Annotated in this window: 17 protein-coding genes; 9 read left to right on the top strand and 8 right to left on the bottom strand. The window is 53.1% G+C overall.

Annotation, left to right across the window (positions count from 1 at the left end):
• The first annotated feature begins 106 nt into the window (after positions 1-106).
• The 3 genes from QEN32_RS12600 (at position 107) to QEN32_RS12590 (ending at position 3294) form a co-directional block, all read left to right on the top strand.
• Complete coding sequence (locus tag QEN32_RS12600; protein ID WP_000163762.1) at positions 107-853, top strand: MipA/OmpV family protein; 747 nt, start codon at positions 107-109, stop codon at positions 851-853.
• 289 nt (positions 854-1142) lie between these two features.
• Positions 1143-2339, top strand: a complete 1197-nt coding sequence (locus tag QEN32_RS12595; protein ID WP_000029242.1) for an anaerobic sulfatase maturase — start codon at positions 1143-1145, stop codon at positions 2337-2339.
• 97 nt (positions 2340-2436) lie between these two features.
• A complete protein-coding gene (locus tag QEN32_RS12590) occupies positions 2437-3294 on the top strand; it encodes an aldo/keto reductase (protein WP_000843755.1) in 858 nt (285 codons plus the stop codon).
• A gap of 98 nt (positions 3295-3392) precedes the next feature.
• Here QEN32_RS12590 and QEN32_RS12585 read toward each other — a convergent pair whose 3' ends face one another.
• Together QEN32_RS12585 and gapA are read right to left on the bottom strand one after the other, a co-directional pair.
• Entirely contained in the window at positions 3393-4277 is an 885-nt protein-coding gene (locus QEN32_RS12585; protein WP_000608662.1) for a D-hexose-6-phosphate mutarotase, read from the bottom strand.
• Positions 4278-4611: 334 nt separating this feature from the next.
• Positions 4612-5607, bottom strand: a complete 996-nt coding sequence (gapA, locus tag QEN32_RS12580; protein ID WP_000153505.1) for a glyceraldehyde-3-phosphate dehydrogenase — start codon at positions 5605-5607, stop codon at positions 4612-4614.
• 341 nt (positions 5608-5948) lie between these two features.
• Here gapA and msrB point away from each other — a divergent pair, with 341 nt between their 5' ends.
• The gene (gene msrB / locus QEN32_RS12575; protein ID WP_001537757.1) at positions 5949-6362 is read left to right on the top strand and encodes a peptide-methionine (R)-S-oxide reductase MsrB; all 414 of its coding nucleotides are present in this window, start codon (positions 5949-5951) and stop codon (positions 6360-6362) included.
• Positions 6363-6403: 41 nt separating this feature from the next.
• Positions 6404-6682: a YeaC family protein gene (locus QEN32_RS12570; RefSeq protein ID WP_001046864.1), complete on the top strand. Its 279-nt coding sequence runs from the start codon at positions 6404-6406 to the stop codon at positions 6680-6682.
• A gap of 350 nt (positions 6683-7032) precedes the next feature.
• On the opposite strand, the gene pncA is transcribed toward QEN32_RS12570, so the two are convergent.
• The 3 genes from pncA to sppA all read right to left on the bottom strand — a co-directional run bounded on the left by pncA (position 7033) and on the right by sppA (position 10684).
• The gene (gene pncA, locus QEN32_RS12565) at positions 7033-7689 is read right to left on the bottom strand and encodes a bifunctional nicotinamidase/pyrazinamidase (RefSeq protein WP_000184707.1); all 657 of its coding nucleotides are present in this window, start codon (positions 7687-7689) and stop codon (positions 7033-7035) included.
• 26 nt (positions 7690-7715) lie between these two features.
• Positions 7716-8732: an asparaginase gene (ansA, locus tag QEN32_RS12560; protein WP_001170136.1), complete on the bottom strand. Its 1017-nt coding sequence runs from the start codon at positions 8730-8732 to the stop codon at positions 7716-7718.
• Positions 8733-8827: 95 nt separating this feature from the next.
• The gene (gene sppA / locus QEN32_RS12555; protein ID WP_197390958.1) at positions 8828-10684 is read right to left on the bottom strand and encodes a signal peptide peptidase SppA; all 1857 of its coding nucleotides are present in this window, start codon (positions 10682-10684) and stop codon (positions 8828-8830) included.
• Between the two features lie 173 nt (positions 10685-10857).
• On the opposite strand from sppA, the gene QEN32_RS12550 reads away from it, so the two are divergent.
• From QEN32_RS12550 to topB, 3 genes are all read left to right on the top strand, one after another.
• Positions 10858-11409: an NAD(P)H nitroreductase gene (locus tag QEN32_RS12550; RefSeq protein ID WP_000339313.1), complete on the top strand. Its 552-nt coding sequence runs from the start codon at positions 10858-10860 to the stop codon at positions 11407-11409.
• Positions 11410-11526: 117 nt separating this feature from the next.
• Positions 11527-12570: a selenide, water dikinase SelD gene (gene selD, locus QEN32_RS12545; protein ID WP_023202066.1), complete on the top strand. Its 1044-nt coding sequence runs from the start codon at positions 11527-11529 to the stop codon at positions 12568-12570.
• A 4-nt stretch (positions 12571-12574) separates the two neighbouring features.
• Positions 12575-14524 carry a DNA topoisomerase III gene (topB, locus tag QEN32_RS12540; RefSeq protein WP_265322152.1) on the top strand — a complete coding sequence of 650 codons (1950 nt, stop codon included), beginning with the start codon at positions 12575-12577 and terminating at the stop codon, positions 14522-14524.
• Between the two features lie 29 nt (positions 14525-14553).
• Here topB and gdhA read toward each other — a convergent pair whose 3' ends face one another.
• Positions 14554-15897 (bottom strand): NADP-specific glutamate dehydrogenase, encoded by a 1344-nt coding sequence (gene gdhA / locus QEN32_RS12535; RefSeq protein ID WP_000372865.1) that lies wholly within the window; start codon positions 15895-15897, stop codon positions 14554-14556.
• A gap of 238 nt (positions 15898-16135) precedes the next feature.
• On the opposite strand from gdhA, the gene QEN32_RS12530 reads away from it, so the two are divergent.
• Complete coding sequence (locus tag QEN32_RS12530) at positions 16136-16411, top strand: YnjH family protein (RefSeq protein WP_001254682.1); 276 nt, start codon at positions 16136-16138, stop codon at positions 16409-16411.
• Here the strand turns inward: QEN32_RS12530 and QEN32_RS12525 are convergent.
• Complete coding sequence (locus QEN32_RS12525) at positions 16371-16787, bottom strand: pyrimidine (deoxy)nucleoside triphosphate diphosphatase (RefSeq protein WP_000592137.1); 417 nt, start codon at positions 16785-16787, stop codon at positions 16371-16373. The two genes, QEN32_RS12530 and QEN32_RS12525, sit on opposite strands and share 41 nt — an antisense overlap.
• 72 nt (positions 16788-16859) lie before the next feature.
• Entirely contained in the window at positions 16860-17666 is an 807-nt protein-coding gene (gene xthA / locus QEN32_RS12520; protein ID WP_000673954.1) for an exodeoxyribonuclease III, read from the bottom strand.
• Positions 17667-18020 lie beyond the last annotated feature (354 nt).

Raw genomic sequence — 18020 nt, 5'->3', positions numbered from 1 at the left:
TCGGTGGTGGTGATATTAAACGGTTACATTGTGTAAAATAGTTGGGCTTACAGGTATTGGCGGTTACACTTTTGCCGCAGAACATTTGAATAAGGAATTATGGATTGTGACCAAACTTAAACTTCTGGCTCTTGGCGTGTTTATTGCAACATCCGCCAGCGTCGCGCACGCTGAAAGCAACCTGACGTTGGGCGCAGGCGTTGGTGTGGTTGAACACCCTTATAAAGATTACGATAGCGATGTTTATCCGATACCGGTCATCGCTTATGAAAGCGAAAACTTCTGGTTCCGTGGTCTGGGCGGCGGGTACTACTTGTGGAATGACAATGCCGATAAGTTGTCAATCATGGCATACTGGTCCCCGATGTACTTCAAACCGGGCGACAGCGATGACCATCAGTTGCGTCGTCTGGACAGGCGTAAAAGTACTATGATGGCGGGCGTTTCTTACGCGCACCACACCCAGTATGGATTCCTGCGTACCTCACTGGCAGGGGATACGTTGGATAACAGTAACGGTATTGTCTGGGATCTGGCCTGGCTGTATCGGTATACCAATGGCGGGCTGACCTTAACGCCTGGTATCGGGGTTGAATGGAATAGCGAGAACCAGAACGATTACTATTACGGCGTATCACGTAAAGAATCTTCGCGTAGCGGCCTGCGCGGCTATAACCCGAACGATAGCTGGAACCCGTATCTTGAACTTAGCGCTAACTATAATTTCGCCGGTAACTGGAGCGTATATGGTACTGCGCGCTACACCCGCCTGTCGGATGAAATTACCGACAGCCCGATGGTGGATAAATCCTGGACCGGTATCCTTTCTACTGGCGTGACCTATAGATTCTGATTGATTGAATTTGCCGGAAAAACCATGACAAAGCCTGCGTTATGCAGGCTTTGTGCTGTCTGAAACGCGAACATGGCGGCTTGCATAAATGCGCTGTTGACCGGGGATGGCGCAGCCTTACGTGATTTATACTTTGTTACATCAATTTAAAAAACTAGCCTTTTATATGAAAAATCCAGGTGATTACAACTGCGCTAACAATTAGCGTAATAATTGTTGCAATGCTGGCTGATATCGCCCTGTCACGTCCCGCTTATGCTATACCCATTCTTCACAGCGAGTAAGACGAATGAGCATAGTATTCAATACCGTAGCCAAGCCCAGCGGCAGTCTGTGTAACTTATCCTGCAAGTACTGTTTCTATCTTGATAAACCCCGGGGCCAGCGCGTCATGTCTGACGATGTGCTGGAGACGTATATCCGCCGGGTAATTGATGATACGCCATCCTCAGAGGTCTCGTTTTGTTGGCAGGGGGGAGAGCCGACGCTATGCGGTCTTTCTTTTTATCAAAAAGTGGTGTGCTTGCAGCAACGCTATGCCAACGGCAAAACTATTTACAACAGTCTGCAAACCAATGGCGTATTAATCAATGAAGAGTGGGCGGCTTTCTTTGCGCAGCACCAGTTCCTGATTGGTATATCGATTGATGGGCCGCAAGTCGTTCATGATAATTACCGGAGAACGCCGTCAGGGCGGGCGTCTTTTTCCCGAGTCGTGAATGCTATCCGCCTTCTGCAGGCAAATGATGTCGAGTTCAACACGCTCACTGTCGTGAATGATGCGTCATGCCGTCATGGCAACGCTATTTATCATTTTTTGACGCAGGAACTGGAAAGTAAACACCTGCAATTTATTCCCATTGTTGAGCCGCTCGCGCAAAAAGCGCAGCGTTCTTTGACGTTATCTGACAATGAGGATTCGCCTTCGCTGATGCCCTTTTCCGTTACGCCTGAAGGGTGGGGCGCCTTTATGTGCGATGTTTTTGATCAATGGATACGTCACGATGTCGGACGCATATTCGTACAGCTTTTTGACAACTTACTTGGCGTCTGGATGGGGGAGCCCGCCACGCTTTGTACGATGCAGTCGACCTGCGGACAAAGTTTGCTGGTGGAGCAGAATGGCGACGTGTTTAGCTGTGACCATTTTGTTTTTCCCGCCTATAAACTGGGCAATCTGCAGCAACACTCTTTAGAAGAAATGGCGGCCTCTCCTTTTCAGCAGCAGTTTGGCGCGGCTAAAGCAAACCTTTCCTCACGCTGCCAGAACTGTACGTGGCGCTTTGCCTGTCACGGCGGTTGTCCGAAACATCGAATTTGTATGGACGGCGGCGAACGGCAAAATTATCTCTGTAAAGGATATCTGGAGTTCTTTCAACATGTGACGCCCTATATGAATGTGATGCGTCAATTATTACTGAATCAGCGACCCGCCGCGCATATTACCCGCATCGTCGACATGATTGCGGATGACGTTCGTCAGTGACAAGAAAATCGCCCCCCTTGCGCGGTATGATGCCGGACATTACCGTAGGGTCTAAGAGTCCTGTATTGTTTTACCGTCGAGTGACCTTGAAAAGGAAATGAAATCAGTGAAAAACGTAACGTTTTACGGGCAGGTGACGCTTCCTGCCATCGGACAGGGAACATGGTATATGGGCGAGCGCGCGGATCAACGTCAGCGCGAGGTTTCGGCGCTGCGCGCGGGGCTGGATTTGGGGTTACGCCTTATTGATACGGCGGAAATGTATGCCGACGGCGGGGCGGAAAAGGTCGTGGGCGAGGCGTTAGCAGGGCGACGCGATGAGGCATTTCTGGTGTCAAAAGTGTACCCGTGGAACGCTGGCGGCCAGAAGATAGTTGCCGCCTGTGAGGAAAGCCTGCGTCGTCTGAAAACAGATTATCTCGATCTCTATCTATTGCACTGGGCCGGAAGCTTTTCATTCGAAGAGACCGTTGAAGGTATGGAGCGGCTAATCGCGCAGGGGAAAATTCGCCGTTGGGGAGTCTCTAATCTTGATTATGACGATATGCAGGCGCTGTGGCGCATCCCTGGGGGACAGCAATGCGCGACAAATCAGGTGCTCTATCATCTGGCGTCACGCGGTATTGAGTATGATTTATTGCCGTGGTGTCAACAACAGCGAATGCCAGTGATGGCCTATAGCCCGCTGGCGCAGGCTGGCCGGTTACGTAGCGGTTTACTGAATCATCCGGTGGTGAATGAAATTGCGCAAGCGCATAACGCTACGGCGGCGCAAATCTTACTGACGTGGGTGATTGCGCATCCGGGCGTGATGGCGATCCCGAAAGCCGGAAGTACAGAACACGTGAAGCAAAATGCGGCGGCGCTTGAGATCGCCTTGTCAGCAAACGAACTTGCCTTACTGGACAACGCCTGGCCTGCGCCAAAAGGGAAAACCGCGTTGGATATGGTGTGACGCCGGATAAAATGTGTAAGCGCCGCCATCCGGCAGGTTATGCCTGATGGCGGCTGACGCCTTTCAGATCCTATAGCACCGCCGTTATCCATTCACTTTTAGCGTTTAGCGACGCAGATAGTCTGCGCCAGACGAGAGGGTTTTTCTTCTGTGGCTTGTTGCGGCGCAGTAGCGTAAACCGTTTCAACGCAGACAAACGTTTTATAGCCGTCATCCGGCATGTCGCCCATGCTGACGGACAACGCCGGGCCAGGGTTCCAGCCTACGACGTTAAGGTGATGGTGGTGGACCACATCAATCGTGCGGTTTAATGTCGCATCGTGGATCACGCTACATGCTTCAGGATTGAGGTAAACGCGATCGGTACGGTCCGGAAAGGTTTGTATACCGTCGGTCAGGACACCTTCTTTAGCGTCGTTAACTTTATCAATAAACCGATCGCCGAGTCCGCTGACCTTAACGTTGGCGATGTCGCCAACGTTAAAATAGCTGTGGAGCGCGGATGTGGTTGCAAACTCGCCATGCGCTTCCAGTTCAATTTCACAGGTTTTGCCCACTTTAAAACGTGCCAGCAGCGTGAAATCGTGCGGCCAGTATTTCCGGGTGGCCTCACTGCTTTGCAGCTCAAATGTCAGCATTACGCCATTATCATCTTCATTATGCGCTTTTAGCGCCCACGGTAGATTACGCGCAAAGCCGTGTGACGGCAGACCCTGTTGAGCCGCAGGTCCAAACCAGGGCCAGCAGATCGGTACACCGCCGCGTAGCGCCACGCCGGTTTTGAAAGGCGTATTATTACTGAGCCACAATACCTCTTCCTCGCCAACGGGTTTCCAGGAGAGAAGGTGCGCGCCCTGTAATGCAAAAGAGGCTTTAACCTGCGGATGGTCAACGACGATCAGATCCAGGTCATCAAGCTGACGACGGGAAAGGACAGGGGTAAGCTGTTCGATAACCGGGAGGGCAAAAATTTTATTAATCATTACGCAATCCTCTTAACCCTAAATAATTCGAGTTGCATGACAAGGCGCTTGTGCCTTGACCAGTGCTTGCGCTGGCCCGTAGAGACGAGGCCGCAGGCCGAGTAACGCGGCAAGTGAACGACAAATTCATCGGGAACGAACTTGAACAACCGTAGGTCATCTCCGGCCAGGGACATGGACATCCCTGATTCATCCCGATAAGTTCGACTTCCGTCAGTGATTCGGGTGAGAAAGCATAGCCAACACACCTGCAACTTGAAGTATGACGGGTATATCTTTAAGCAAAAAAAAGAGCGACCTGAGTCGCTCTTACCAATGACTGTGTCATCTCAACTTATTTGGAGATGTGAGCAATCAGGTCCAGTACTTTGTTGGAGTAACCGGTTTCGTTATCGTACCAGGAGACCAGTTTCACGAAGTTGTCGTTCAGCGCGATGCCTGCTTTAGCATCGAACACGGAAGTGCATACTTCGCCGTTGAAATCGGTAGATACAACGTCGTCTTCGGTGTAACCCAGAACGCCTTTCATTTCGCCTTCGGCAGCAGCTTTAACAGCAGCTTTGATCTGCTCGTAGGTAGCCGCTTTTTCCAGACGAACGGTCAGGTCAACAACGGATACGTTCGGAGTCGGAACGCGGAACGCCATACCAGTCAGTTTGCCATTCAGTTCAGGCAGTACTTTACCTACCGCTTTAGCAGCGCCAGTAGAGGACGGGATGATGTTCTGAGATGCGCCGCGGCCGCCGCGCCAGTCTTTGTGAGACGGGCCGTCAACGGTTTTCTGGGTTGCGGTAGTCGCGTGAACAGTAGTCATCAGACCTTCGATGATGCCGAAGTTGTCGTTGATAACTTTAGCCAGCGGCGCCAGGCAGTTGGTGGTGCAGGAAGCGTTGGAAACGATGTCCTGGCCTTCGTATTTGTCAAAGTTAGCGCCTTTAACAAACATTGGGGTGTTGTCTTTAGACGGACCCGTCAGAACCACTTTTTTCGCGCCAGCGGTGATGTGTTTACGCGCGGTTTCGTCAGTCAGGAAGATACCGGTAGCTTCAGCCACTACGTCAACACCAACTTCGTCCCATTTCAGGTTAGCCGGATCGCGTTCAGCGGTAACACGGATTTTTTTACCGTTAACGATCAGATGACCGTCTTTCACTTCAACAGTACCGTCGAAACGGCCGTGAGTGGAGTCATATTTCAGCATGTATGCCATGTACTCTGCGTCTAACAGGTCGTTGATTGCAACGATCTCGATGTCAGAACGTTTCTGAGCAGCACGGAAAACAATGCGACCGATACGGCCAAAACCGTTGATACCTACTTTGATAGTCATATATTCCACCAGCTATTTGTTAGTGAATAAAAGGTTGCCTGTAAAATTACAAAAACCTTACGCAGCGTCAAGCGGAATCGTGTCAATCATTGCGACAAATCAATCCTCTGCACAACCTTTGCGCGGCTGATTCGCCTCACTCTTCCTTTCGGCTTGAAACCACATGGGGGCGCCGCCCCGAATTTTAAAGGGCAACCGAGATAATAATGTGACATCAGTCACGATTCGTGAGCCGCCATTTCGCAATGATCAAGTTTAGAACAAAAGTTGGTACTGAGGTGTTAATGTTTTGTTAGAATCGGTCAGGCAATGTGAGCACGTTTAAAGTGAGATGTGAGCAAATGGCTAACCAACCTTCAGCAGAAGAACTCAAGAAAAAATTGTCCGAAATGCAATTCTACGTGACGCAGGATCGTGGCACAGAACCGCCATTTACCGGACGCCTGCTACATAATAAACGCGATGGGGTTTATCACTGCCTGGTCTGTGATATGCCGCTTTTTCACTCCCACACCAAATACGATTCAGGCTGCGGCTGGCCTAGCTTTTACCAGCCTGTCAGCGAAGAGGCGATTCGTTACATAGACGATTTTTCTCATGGCATGCAGCGTGTCGAAATTCGTTGCGGTAACTGCGATGCGCATCTCGGACACGTTTTCCCGGATGGTCCGCAGCCAACCGGTGAGCGCTATTGCGTTAATTCGGCCTCGCTGGCCTTTTCTGACGAGAAAAACGGCGATCAACTGAAAGGCTGAAAAAACGATTCAGCAAATTATTCCACAGGAGCGGACACATCATGAATCTTGATGAGATCATTAACAGCATGACGCCGGAAGTGTATCAACGTTTATCCACCGCCGTTGAGCTGGGTAAATGGCCGGATGGCGTGGCGTTGACGCCGGAACAGAAAGAAAACAGCCTGCAACTGGTGATGCTATGGCAGGCGCGGCACAATACCGAAGCGCAACATATGACGATCGATACTCACGGTCAGATGGTGATGAAAAGCAAGCAGCAGCTCAAAGCGGATTTCGGTATTACGTCAAAGCCGATTGCGACATTGAAAATGCAGTAACGGCAGCCGGATAAGAGGTAGCCGCCATCCGGCGGTTTCATTGCCGATGCGTTGTGCTTACCGGGCCTGCACATTGCTGTCAGGCACAGGCCCGCCATATTTTTACCCATTACGCTTAATGTCCAGCGAGTCCGCCAACTGTGTCGCTAACTGATTATTGTCATCGGTGCCTTATTCCCAGAACATTGCGCCAGCCAGCCCGCGCTTTTTAATCTGTTTTGTTAGAAGCGCTCTCCAGCCTGCGTTGAGCTTTGCCTGGTAGCGACGCTGACGTGACGTATCCGGCCCAAAGATCTATGCAATGGTCTCACCGTTGCGTGATGTATTGACCGGATACGATACCTGCTCCGCTACCTGGCGACAGCCTGGCCCTGCGTCTCTTCCCAGTCTGCCAGCGTATACAGCGTCGCGCCTGCCGCCGCCATCTCCATAAACGCGTGTGCGCTATCCTGCGGGTGAATATTCACGCCGCGACAGCCATCGGTGATAACGTTAACGGCATAGCCCAACTCTAGCGCATCCAGCACCGTAAATTTTACGCAGTAATCGGTCGCCAACCCCATCACGATAAGCTCGGTAACGTCATGCTCGCGAAGCCAGGTATCAAGGGTAGTTTTCTGCCGATGTTCGTTGTCAAAAAACGCGCTGTAGCTATCAATCAGCGGGTTTTCACCCTTATAGATGCAGGCGTCAATCGCATGTTGGTTAAGCAGGGGATGTAACGCCGCGCCGTCGGTATGTTGAACGCAGTGATCCGGCCAGAGCGTTTGCGGCAGCCCGTCCAGCTTTCCCTGACTATAGGGTTCCGCCTGATGCTGGCTGGCGAAGCTGCCATGCTGCGCGGGATGCCAGTCCTGGCTGGCCAGCACCGGAATCTGCCGGGGCTGGCACCAGTCAATAAGAGCGTTGGCGATGTCGATGGTGCTGTCGCCTTCCGCTACAGCCAGCGCGCCGCCGGCGCAAAAGTCATTTTGCAAGTCGACCAGTAATAAGGCCCGGTTTGTCATTATCTTCTCCTTGTCGTCGGGATTTTTTAATCATCCGGCGTCAATTCACCACGCAAGTTTTGCGCCATCGCGCTACGAATCGCCTGAGTGTCCAGACCCTGGCTTAACAAATAATGCAGTTTGGTTAAGGTGGCTTCGACGGTCATATCGGCACCGCCAATCACGCCAGCGTGCGCCAGTGCATTACCGGTAGCGTACCCGCCCATATTGACTCGCCCTGACATGCATTGCGTCAGGTTAACCACCACGATGCCGCGCGAACTGGCCTCTTTCAGCTCCTGTAAAAACGCTTTATTTTGCGGCGCGTTGCCTACGCCATAAGAGCGCAGAATCAGCGCTTTTACCGGCTGACGCAGAAAGTTACGTACTACCTCGGCGGAAATCCCCGGATAAATCGTCACTACGCCTATCGGCTGCGGCGTAATAGGGTGAACGATTAATTCACCAGAACCGTAGGGCGCGGGAGGCGTATTTAAACGGCGAATGTGAATTCCTGCTTCCAGCAAGGGCGGCAGATTAGGAGAGGCAAAAGCGTCAAAACCATCCGCATGGGCTTTGGTCGTGCGATTGCCGCGGAACAGACGATTATTAAAAAACAGCGTTACTTCATTAACAGGATAGTTGGCGGCGACATAAAGCGCATTCAGCAAATTAATTTGCCCGTCGGAGCGCAGCTCAGCCAGCGGAATTTGTGACCCTGTCACAATAACTGGTTTACCCAGATTTTCCAGCATGAAAGAGAGCGCCGATGCGGTAAACGCCATCGTGTCGGTGCCGTGCAGAATAACAAAACCGTCATACTCATCGTAGTGCGCTTTGATATCTGCAGCGATATGCTGCCAGTCTTCCGGCGTCATATCTGATGAATCCATCAGCGGGGCATATTCATGGATGGTAAAATCCGGCATCTCCGGGCGGTGGAATTCCGGCATCAGCGCCAGCTGGCGCTGAAGGTGCCCGGACACCGGGATATACCCTTTATCTGAGCGCTGCATACCGATAGTACCGCCGGTATAGGCAACGTAAATTGATTTCTTTTGCATGATAATGTTCAGTCGTGTCGCGAAGGACGTATTAATGATTATCGGATGGCGGCTATGAGCAGACGCCGCCATCCGGTATGGCTATTGATGAAGCATTAGCGAATGTTCGCGCAAGTCAAACAGAACGCATAACGGTTTTGCGGATCGTTAAATGCCGCCAGTTTATCCCCCTCGGCCTTCACCGTGTTGGCGGCGGAAACGAGCGGCGCCGGGAGCATCGCCTGAATGGCCTCCGGCAGCATGGCGCGTACTGATCCGGTCATACTGTCCATGACCATATCAAGGACCGTCGGTTCGTCCTGATAGTAATCAAGATGCCACTGTTTCAGTTTCGCCAGCTCCGCCGCTTTGGCGACGGCGTCGTCAAAGTCGCCGAGACTGTCCACCAGACCATTGGCTTTCGCGTCTTCTCCGGTCCAGACATGGCCTTGTGCGATTTTATCAATCTGCTCCGGCGTACGCTTACGCGCGTCTGCCACCAGTGTGATAAAGCGTTTGTAGCCGTACTCAATACTGAGTTGCATCATCTGCTGCACTTCCGGTGACAGCGCTTTGGTCATCGAAATATCCGCCAGCGGCGAGGTGGAAACGCCGTCGCTGTGTACGCCAATCGACGACAGGCTGTTTTCTACCGTATTGATGACGCCGAAGATGCCAATTGAACCCGTCAGCGTGCTGGGGCTGGCCACGATATAGTTTGCCGGCGTAGAGATCCAGTAACCGCCGGAGGCCGCCATACCGCCCATTGAGACCACCACCGGTTTGCCAGCCGCTCTTGCCGCCGCCAGTTCGGCGCGGATAACTTCGGAGGCGTTGACGCTACCGCCTGGGCTATTGACGCGCAGCACAATCGCTTTCACTTTAGGATCAAGGCGTGCGTCGCGGATCTGCGATGCCGTAGTGTCGCCGCCGACATTCCCTGGCGTTTCTTCGCCATCCATAATCGCGCCATTGGCGAAAATAACCGCAATAGTACCGCCGGTATCCGCAGGCGTTTTCAGCGAATAATCGTAATAGCTGATCGCGCGATAGTTATTTTCGGTTTTGCTCCAGCCAAACTGCTTCGTCAGCGCTTTTTCAACATCTGCGCTGGAGGCGAGGGCGTCCACCAGTTTATGGTCGAGCGCATATTTGGCGGTGTCGCCGCCCACGCTGGTTAACCCGTCGATAATAGCCTGCGCGCCGGGGAAGAGTTGTTGCGGCGAAATCTGGCGATTGGCAGAAACGGTATGCAGGTAGTTCTGCCACAGTTCGCCTATCCAGCGGCTGTCGGCCTCGCGGGCGGCGGGCGACATATCGTCGCGGATAAACGGCTCGACGGCGGATTTATAGGTGCCGACCCGGAAAACGTGGGTAGAGACTTTCAGTTTATCCAGCAGCGTTTTGTAGTACAGGCCATTCGTAGCGAAGCCGTGAAGATCTACCTGACCCTGTGGGGAAAGCCAAATTTTATTGGCGAAACTGGCGAGGTAATACTGACCCTGGCTGTAGTTTTCACCCACGGCGAAAACCGGTTTGCCGCTGTCGCGGAATTCGCGCAGCGCTTTACCGATATAGCGCATTGATGGCTGATCGGCGCCGGTGAAGTTTTTCAGATCCAGAACGATACCCGTGATGTTACGGTCATCTTTCGCCTGACGAATAGCGTTGACGATGTCAAACAGGGAGTTTTCCTGCAGACGGTCGGAGCTGGCGCCAAATAACTGGCGACCCAGCGCGCCCAGACGGTGATTGGTGGACGGTTTATCCACAATGACGCCGGAAATATCCAGCAGCAAAGCGCCGCGCGCCGTTTGCTCACTGTTGCTGCCGTTACCGATCTGCATCCAGATCCCAACGCCCACCAGAACCAAAAAAATAAAGAACAGGTTGAGTACCATTTCACGGACGAGGTTCAACACTCGCCACGTCCATTTAAAAAATCCGGCAATAAATCGCCACAGGGTTCGCATGTATTCTCCCTATCTGAGTAACAACGCTTGTACCTTGGTGAGGATAAAGCATTAAGATGTGGCTATCGTAATGACCCATCAGGCAGTTGTCAGCAGGAATCACTGCCTGCGCTGTAACAAAATCTGCTCCCGTGTTAATTTTGTGAATAAATATCATTGCTGGAGTTAATCAAATGGATGCACTAGAACTGCTGGTCAACCGTCGTAGCGCCTCTCGTCTCGCAGAACCGGCGCCTGTCGGCGAGCAATTACAGAACATTCTGCGGGCGGGAATGCGTGTTCCCGATCATAAATCTCTACAGCCGTGGCGTTTTTTTGTGATTGAAGGAGAGGGGCGCGACCGCTTCAGCGCCGTGCTTGAACAAGGCGCTGTCGCTGCCGGGGGCGATGAGAAAGCGATCGAAAAAGCGCGTAATGCGCCGTTTCGCGCACCGCTGATCATTACCGTGGTGGCGAAATGCGAAGAAAACCATAAGGTTCCAGTGTGGGAGCAGGAGATGTCTGCCGGATGCGCGGTGATGGCGATGCAAATGGCGGCGATTGCGCAAGGGTTTAATGGTATCTGGCGTAGCGGCGCATTAACGGAGAGCGCTATCGTGCGGGAAGCCTTTGAGTGCCGCCCGCAGGATAAAATTGTTGGTTTTCTCTATCTCGGCACGCCGCAGCTCAAAGCGTCAACGACGATCAGTACCCCCGACCCCACGCCGTTTGTGCGTTATTTCTGACGCTGAGGGATAAAACTGTCTGGATTCTGAGCAAAGGCGCGGTAATTCAGACAGTGATACTTACCACATAAGGGAATGAGCGCTACCATAGCGCGAATGCAATGACAGGAGATGTCCATGAGCGAGCAAGCCATTCGTTTAACGCAATACAGCCACGGCGCTGGTTGCGGTTGTAAAATTTCCCCTAAAGTGCTGGAGACTATCCTGCATAGCGAGCAGGCGAAGTTCGTCGACCCGAACCTGCTGGTGGGTAATGAAACCCGCGATGATGCGGCGGTTTACGATCTGGGTAATGGCACCAGTATTATCAGCACCACCGACTTCTTTATGCCGATAGTCGATAACCCGTTTGATTTTGGCCGCATTGCGGCAACAAACGCCATCAGCGATATTTTTGCGATGGGCGGCAAACCGATTATGGCGATCGCGATCCTTGGCTGGCCGATTAATACCCTGTCGCCCGATATTGCGCGTGAAGTGACCGAGGGGGGGCGCTTTGCCTGCCGTCAGGCCGGTATCGCGCTGGCGGGCGGACACTCTATTGACGCCCCGGAGCCGATCTTTGGTCTCGCGGTCACAGGCGTAGTGCCGACCGAACGGGTGAAGAAAAACAGTACCGCGCAGGCGGGATGCAAACTCTTTCTGACCAAACCGTTGGGGATTGGCGTGTTGACCACCGCCGAGAAAAAATCGCTGCTTAAACCTGAACATCAGGGGCTGGCGACGGAAGTCATGTGTCGGATGAACATTGCCGGCGCGGCGTTTGCCAATATCGACGGCGTAAAAGCCATGACTGACGTTACCGGTTTTGGCCTGCTGGGACACCTGAGCGAGATGTGCCAGGGCGCAGGCGTGCAGGCGCTGCTTTGCTATCAGGACATCCCTAAACTGCCGGGCGTGGAAGAGTATATTGCTCTGGGCGCCGTACCGGGCGGCACAGAGCGCAACTTCGCCAGCTATGGTCATTTGATGGGCGACATGTCGCGTGAAGTTCGTAGCCTGCTGTGCGATCCGCAAACGTCAGGCGGTCTGTTGTTGGCGGTAACGCCGGACGCCGAAGACAATGTTAAAGCCACCGCGGCGGAATTTGGTATCGATCTGACCGCGATTGGCGAACTGGTCGAGGCCCGCGGCGGTCGCGCTATGGTTGAGATTCGTTAACCTGATGCGGTTGTTTATTGCCGAAAAACCGAGTCTGGGGCGCGCCATTGCGGATGTGCTGCCAAAACCGCACCGTAAAGGCGATGGTTTTATTGAGTGCGGAAACGGGCAGGTCGTCACCTGGTGTATTGGTCATTTGCTGGAACAGGCGCAGCCGGATGCGTATGACAGCCGTTATGCGCGCTGGAATCTGGCTGACCTGCCTATCGTGCCGGAAAAATGGCAGCTTCAGCCTCGTCCTTCCGTCACCAAACAGCTCAATGTGATTAAGCGCTTTTTGCATCAAGCCGGTGAAATTATTCACGCCGGCGACCCGGATCGCGAAGGACAGCTTCTGGTTGATGAAGTGCTGGATTATCTCCAGCTTCCTGCCGAAAAGCGCCAGCAGGTGCGGCGTTGTCTGATAAACGACCTTAACCCGCAGGCGGTCGAGCGTGCTATTGACAGGCTGCGGGCGAACAGCGACTTCGTGCCGCTGTGCGTCTCCGCTCTGGCGCGAGCGCGAGCGGACTGGCTGTATGGCATTAATATGACCCGTGCTTACACGATCCTGGGCCGTAATGCCGGCTATCAGGGCGTGTTATCCGTGGGACGCGTGCAGACGCCGGTACTGGGACTGGTGGTGCGGCGAGACGAAGAGATTGAGAACTTCGTCGCCAAAGACTTCTTTGAAGTAAAGGCGCACATCGTTACGCCTGCCGACGAGCGTTTTACCGCTATCTGGCAGCCGAGCGAGGCGTGCGAACCTTATCAGGATGAAGAGGGGCGCTTGCTTTATCGTCCGCTGGCGGAGCATGTGGTGAACCGAATCAACGGTCAGCCCGCGCTGGTAACCAGTTATAATGATAAACGGGAATCAGAATCCGCGCCGCTGCCGTTTTCGCTCTCGACGCTACAGATTGAAGCCGCTAAACGCTTTGGCCTGAGCGCGCAAAACGTGCTTGATATTTGTCAGAAGCTCTATGAAACCCACAAACTGATTACCTATCCGCGTTCCGACTGCCGTTATCTGCCGGAAGAACACTTTGCCGGACGGCAGGCGGTCATGAACGCGATTAGCGTCCACGCCCCGGATTTACTGCCGCAGCCTGTGGTTAATCCTGATACGCGCAATCGCTGCTGGGATGACAAAAAAGTGGATGCGCACCACGCGATTATCCCGACGGCGCGCAGTTCTTCTGTCCATCTGACGGAAAACGAAGCGAAAGTGTACACCCTGATTGCGCGTCAGTATCTGATGCAGTTCTGCCCGGACGCGGTGTTTCGTAAATGCGTTATTGAACTGGAAATCGCCAAAGGAAAATTTGTCGCCAAAGCGCGTTTTCTGGCGGAGGCCGGTTGGCGGACGTTACTGGGCAGTAAAGAGCGCGACGAGGAAAACGACGGTACGCCGCTGCCGGTTGTCGCCAAAGGTGATGAGTTGCTGTGTGAAAAGGGGGAAGTGGTCGAGCGCCAAACCCAGCCGCCGCGTCATTTCACCGATGCGACATTGCTTTCCGCGATGACCGGAATTGCCCGCTTCGTGCAGGATAAAGATCTGAAAAAGATCCTGCGCGCGACCGATGGGCTGGGGACGGAGGCCACGCGCGCGGGGATTATCGAACTGCTGTTCAAACGTAGCTTTCTGACCAAAAAAGGGCGCTACATTCATTCTACCGATGCTGGCAAAGCGTTAATACATTCGCTGCCGGAAATGGCGGCCCGTCCAGATATGACCGCGCACTGGGAATCTGTTTTGACGCAAATCAGCGAAAAACAGTGCCGTTACCAGGATTTTATGCAACCGCTGGTCGGCACGTTATATCAGCTGATCGAGCAGGCTAAGCGCACGCCGGTGAAGCGCTTCAGAGGGATAGTCGCGCCAGGCGGTGGAGACAAGAAAAAGAGCGCGCCGCGTAAGCGAGCGGGCAAAAAAAGCCCGCCTGCTGAGGAGACAGGCCGTCAGACCGAATAAGCGTAAAGCCATCTGGCCTGACGACGGGATTAAATGACGCCCTGCGCCAGCATGGCGTCGGCGACTTTCACGAAACCGGCGATGTTGGCGCCCTGAACGTAGTTGGTATGCTTATTATCGCCGCCGTACTCGACACAGGCGTGGTGGATATCCAGCATAATGTGATGCAGACGGGCGTCCACTTTCTCGGCTTTCCAGCTCAACCGCGCGGCGTTCTGCGCCATTTCCAGCCCCGATGTCGCCACGCCGCCCGCGTTGGCGGCTTTACCCGGCGCAAACAGTACGCCTGCCTCAAGGAAGAGATCGGTCGCTTCAATCGTGGTTGGCATATTTGCCCCTTCCGCCACGGCTTTTACGCCATTGGCAATCAGTACGCGTGCGGCGTCAACGTCCAGTTCGTTCTGCGTCGCGCATGGCAGGGCGATATCCACCGGTACGCTCCAGGGCTGCTGGCCTTCCAGATAGGTTAAGCCAAACTCACGGGCGTAGTCAGCGACGCGACCGTCACGGCTGGCTTTAATTTCACACAGACGCGCCAGCTTCTCTGGCGTGAAGCCACTTTCATCGACCACTGTCCCGCTCGAATCCGACGCGGTAACCACGCGCGCGCCAAAGGCCATTGCTTTCTCAATGGCGTATTGCGCTACGTTGCCGGAACCGGACACGGCGACGCGCATCCCTTCGAAACCGAGACCATGACGTTTAAGCATCGCTTCGGTGAAGTAGACCAGGCCATAGCCCGTCGCCTCCGGACGAATCAGGCTGCCGCCGAAGGAAAGGCCTTTGCCGGTGAAGACGCAGGCGCTGTTATTGGAAAGCTTGCGCATCATTCCCGCCATAAAGCCCACTTCGCGCCCGCCCACGCCGATATCCCCGGCAGGCACGTCGGTATCCGGCCCTAAATGGCGATACAGTTCAGTCATCAGCGCCTGGCAGAAACGCATCACTTCGCCTTCGCTTTTCCCTTTCGGATCGAAATCGCTGCCGCCTTTACCGCCGCCCATCGGCAACGTGGTGAGGGCATTTTTAAAGGTTTGCTCAAAGCCGAGGAACTTAAGGATGGAAAGGTTTACCGAAGGATGAAAGCGCATACCGCCTTTATAGGGGCCGATAGCAGAGTTGAACTGCACGCGCCAGGCGCGATTTACCTGCACCTGGTTTTTGTCGTCCAGCCACACTACGCGAAACTGAATTACGCGCTCTGGTTCAACCAAACGTTCCAGTAAAGACATGTGGCGGTAACGGGGGTTTTGTTCAAGAAACGGCCACAGGGTGGTCATGACTTCACGGACGGCTTGCGCGAACTCGGTTTGATGCGGGTCGCGCTTTTGTACATGGTTGAGGAACGATTCCAGAGAACATGTCTGATCCATAGATATAAAAACCTCTTATATATTAATGTGGTTGTATTTGCGTTTTATCAGAATATGTATTTGCAGTTTTCGACTATACCATCAGCAATGTGACGGTAAGCAAGAAAAAAATGACGCTGCTAAGTAAATTCATAACGGGGCGAGGGTCATAACTAAAAGCGATGACAAAAGAGGATTAAAGTTTTCACGGCGGCCTACCGTTATACTGAGAATATGCTTAGAAAAATAAGGAAATCCTATGCGCCGAAGCCTCGTGGTCGCCGTGATGGCGATAATGCCAATGGTCGGGCTGGCAAACCAGAACAGTCGTCCTGATATTCAGGTGAATGTCCCGCCGGAAGTTTTCAGCACGCGCGGTCAGTCGTCCCAGCCCTGCATTCAGTGCTGCGTTTACCAGGATCAGAATTACTCCGAAGGTGCGGTAATAAAAGTGGAAGGCGTCTTGCTCCAGTGCCAGCGTGACGAAAAAACCATCAGCACGAATCCGTTAGTCTGGCGTCGCGTAAAGCCATAAACGCCTGCAATAGCGGAATATCCGCCGGGGCGAGGGGGTACTCCAGCGCCTCTTCCGGCGTACACCAGGCTAATGCCTGATGTTCCAGCGCACGTATCAGACCGTTAAAAGCAGGCACATGCCAGGCGTGCAAATGAATTCGTCGGCCAGACACGTCGCGTTGATGGCTGGCGATATAGACGCCGGGCGTGGCGTCAATCCCTAATTCTTCGCGTAGCTCGCGGACAAGCGCCTGCGGCTGGGTTTCGCCGGGTTCGACTTTACCGCCGGCAAACTCCCATAAACCGGCTTGATCCGCATGAGCTGGGCGCTGGGCCAGCAGAATTTTGCCGTCGCGTTCAATGATGGCGGCAACAACATCGAGTTTTTTTATCATTGTCGTTAAGGTCGTTATTCCTGCCGGGAAGCGTCGCGCTATCCCGGCCTTACGGTTAATCAGAAAGCGGAATCAAACACGAAACGTCGCCCAGACCGGCGCATGGTCGGAGGGTTTTTCCATACTGCGAATGTCGTAGTCTATACCGGTTTCTGCGCAACGTTCCGCCAGCGGAGCGCTTGCCAGCAAGAGGTCGATGCGCAGTCCGCGATTATCCACGAAACCTTTTGAGCGGTAATCAAACCACGAAAATTTATCCATCGTTTGCGGATTCGCCTGACGGAACGTGTCCACTAATCCCCACTTCAGTAACCGCGACATCCATTCACGCTCCTCCGGCAGGAAGGAGCATTTACCGGTACGCAGCCAGCGTTTGCGGTTTTCTTCGCCGATGCCAATATCCAGATCTGTCGGGCTGATATTCATGTCGCCCATAATTAATACCGGATTATCACACTTGAGTTCCGTTTCAAGATAGTTTTGCAAGTTCTGGTAAAACTGCGCTTTCGCGGGGAACTTCAACGGATGATCCCGGCTTTCCCCCTGCGGGAAATAGCCGTTAATGACGGTAATATTACCCAGCGGTGAGGGGATTTCCGCCATGATAATGCGGCGTTGCGCCTCTTCGCCATCATCCGGGAAACCGCGTCTGACGGAAATGGGCGTGGCTTTTGTTAGCAGCGCGACGCCGTAATGGCCTTTTTGTCCATGATAGAAAACGTTATAGCCCAGCTTCGCGACCTCTTCGAGCGGGAACATTTCGTCGTGGACTTTTGTCTCCTGTAGACCGATCACATCGGGCTGGTGTTTTTCGACAATCGCTTCAAGCTGATGGGGACGGGCGCGCAGGCCGTTGATATTAAAAGAGACAAATTTCATAGTCACTGCCACTTTGCAAGGTGAATCGTGTTGGGATGGTAGCAGAAATTTTACCGGGTGACTGCCACTCATCGTCAGATTCGGCCAATGGAAGCGTATGGTGTTTTCTATAGCGCGAAAATGGCACAGTTTGCGTGCAGATGCGCCAGAACGGGGCGGTAATTTCAAGTAAATTTCGTATAAGATCACAATTCCAGAATTATATTTGGCAACTGAATAATATTTCGCTTTTTCCTCTTTTTAGCCACCGATTATGCGGAAATATTCACTTTTCATGCAGTAAAAGTGAATATCGCTACGCTGTAACCCATTGATTTACCGTTTATCACTTCTGTTTATGCAATGTTAACGCTG

Origin of the sequence: Salmonella sp. SA14318, from assembly GCF_029866905.1 — a bacterium.
Classification (GTDB): Bacteria; Pseudomonadota; Gammaproteobacteria; order Enterobacterales; family Enterobacteriaceae; genus Salmonella; species Salmonella enterica.
The sequence above is the reverse complement of the archived record's forward strand: the minus strand, read 5'-3'. Positions and strand labels throughout refer to the sequence as shown.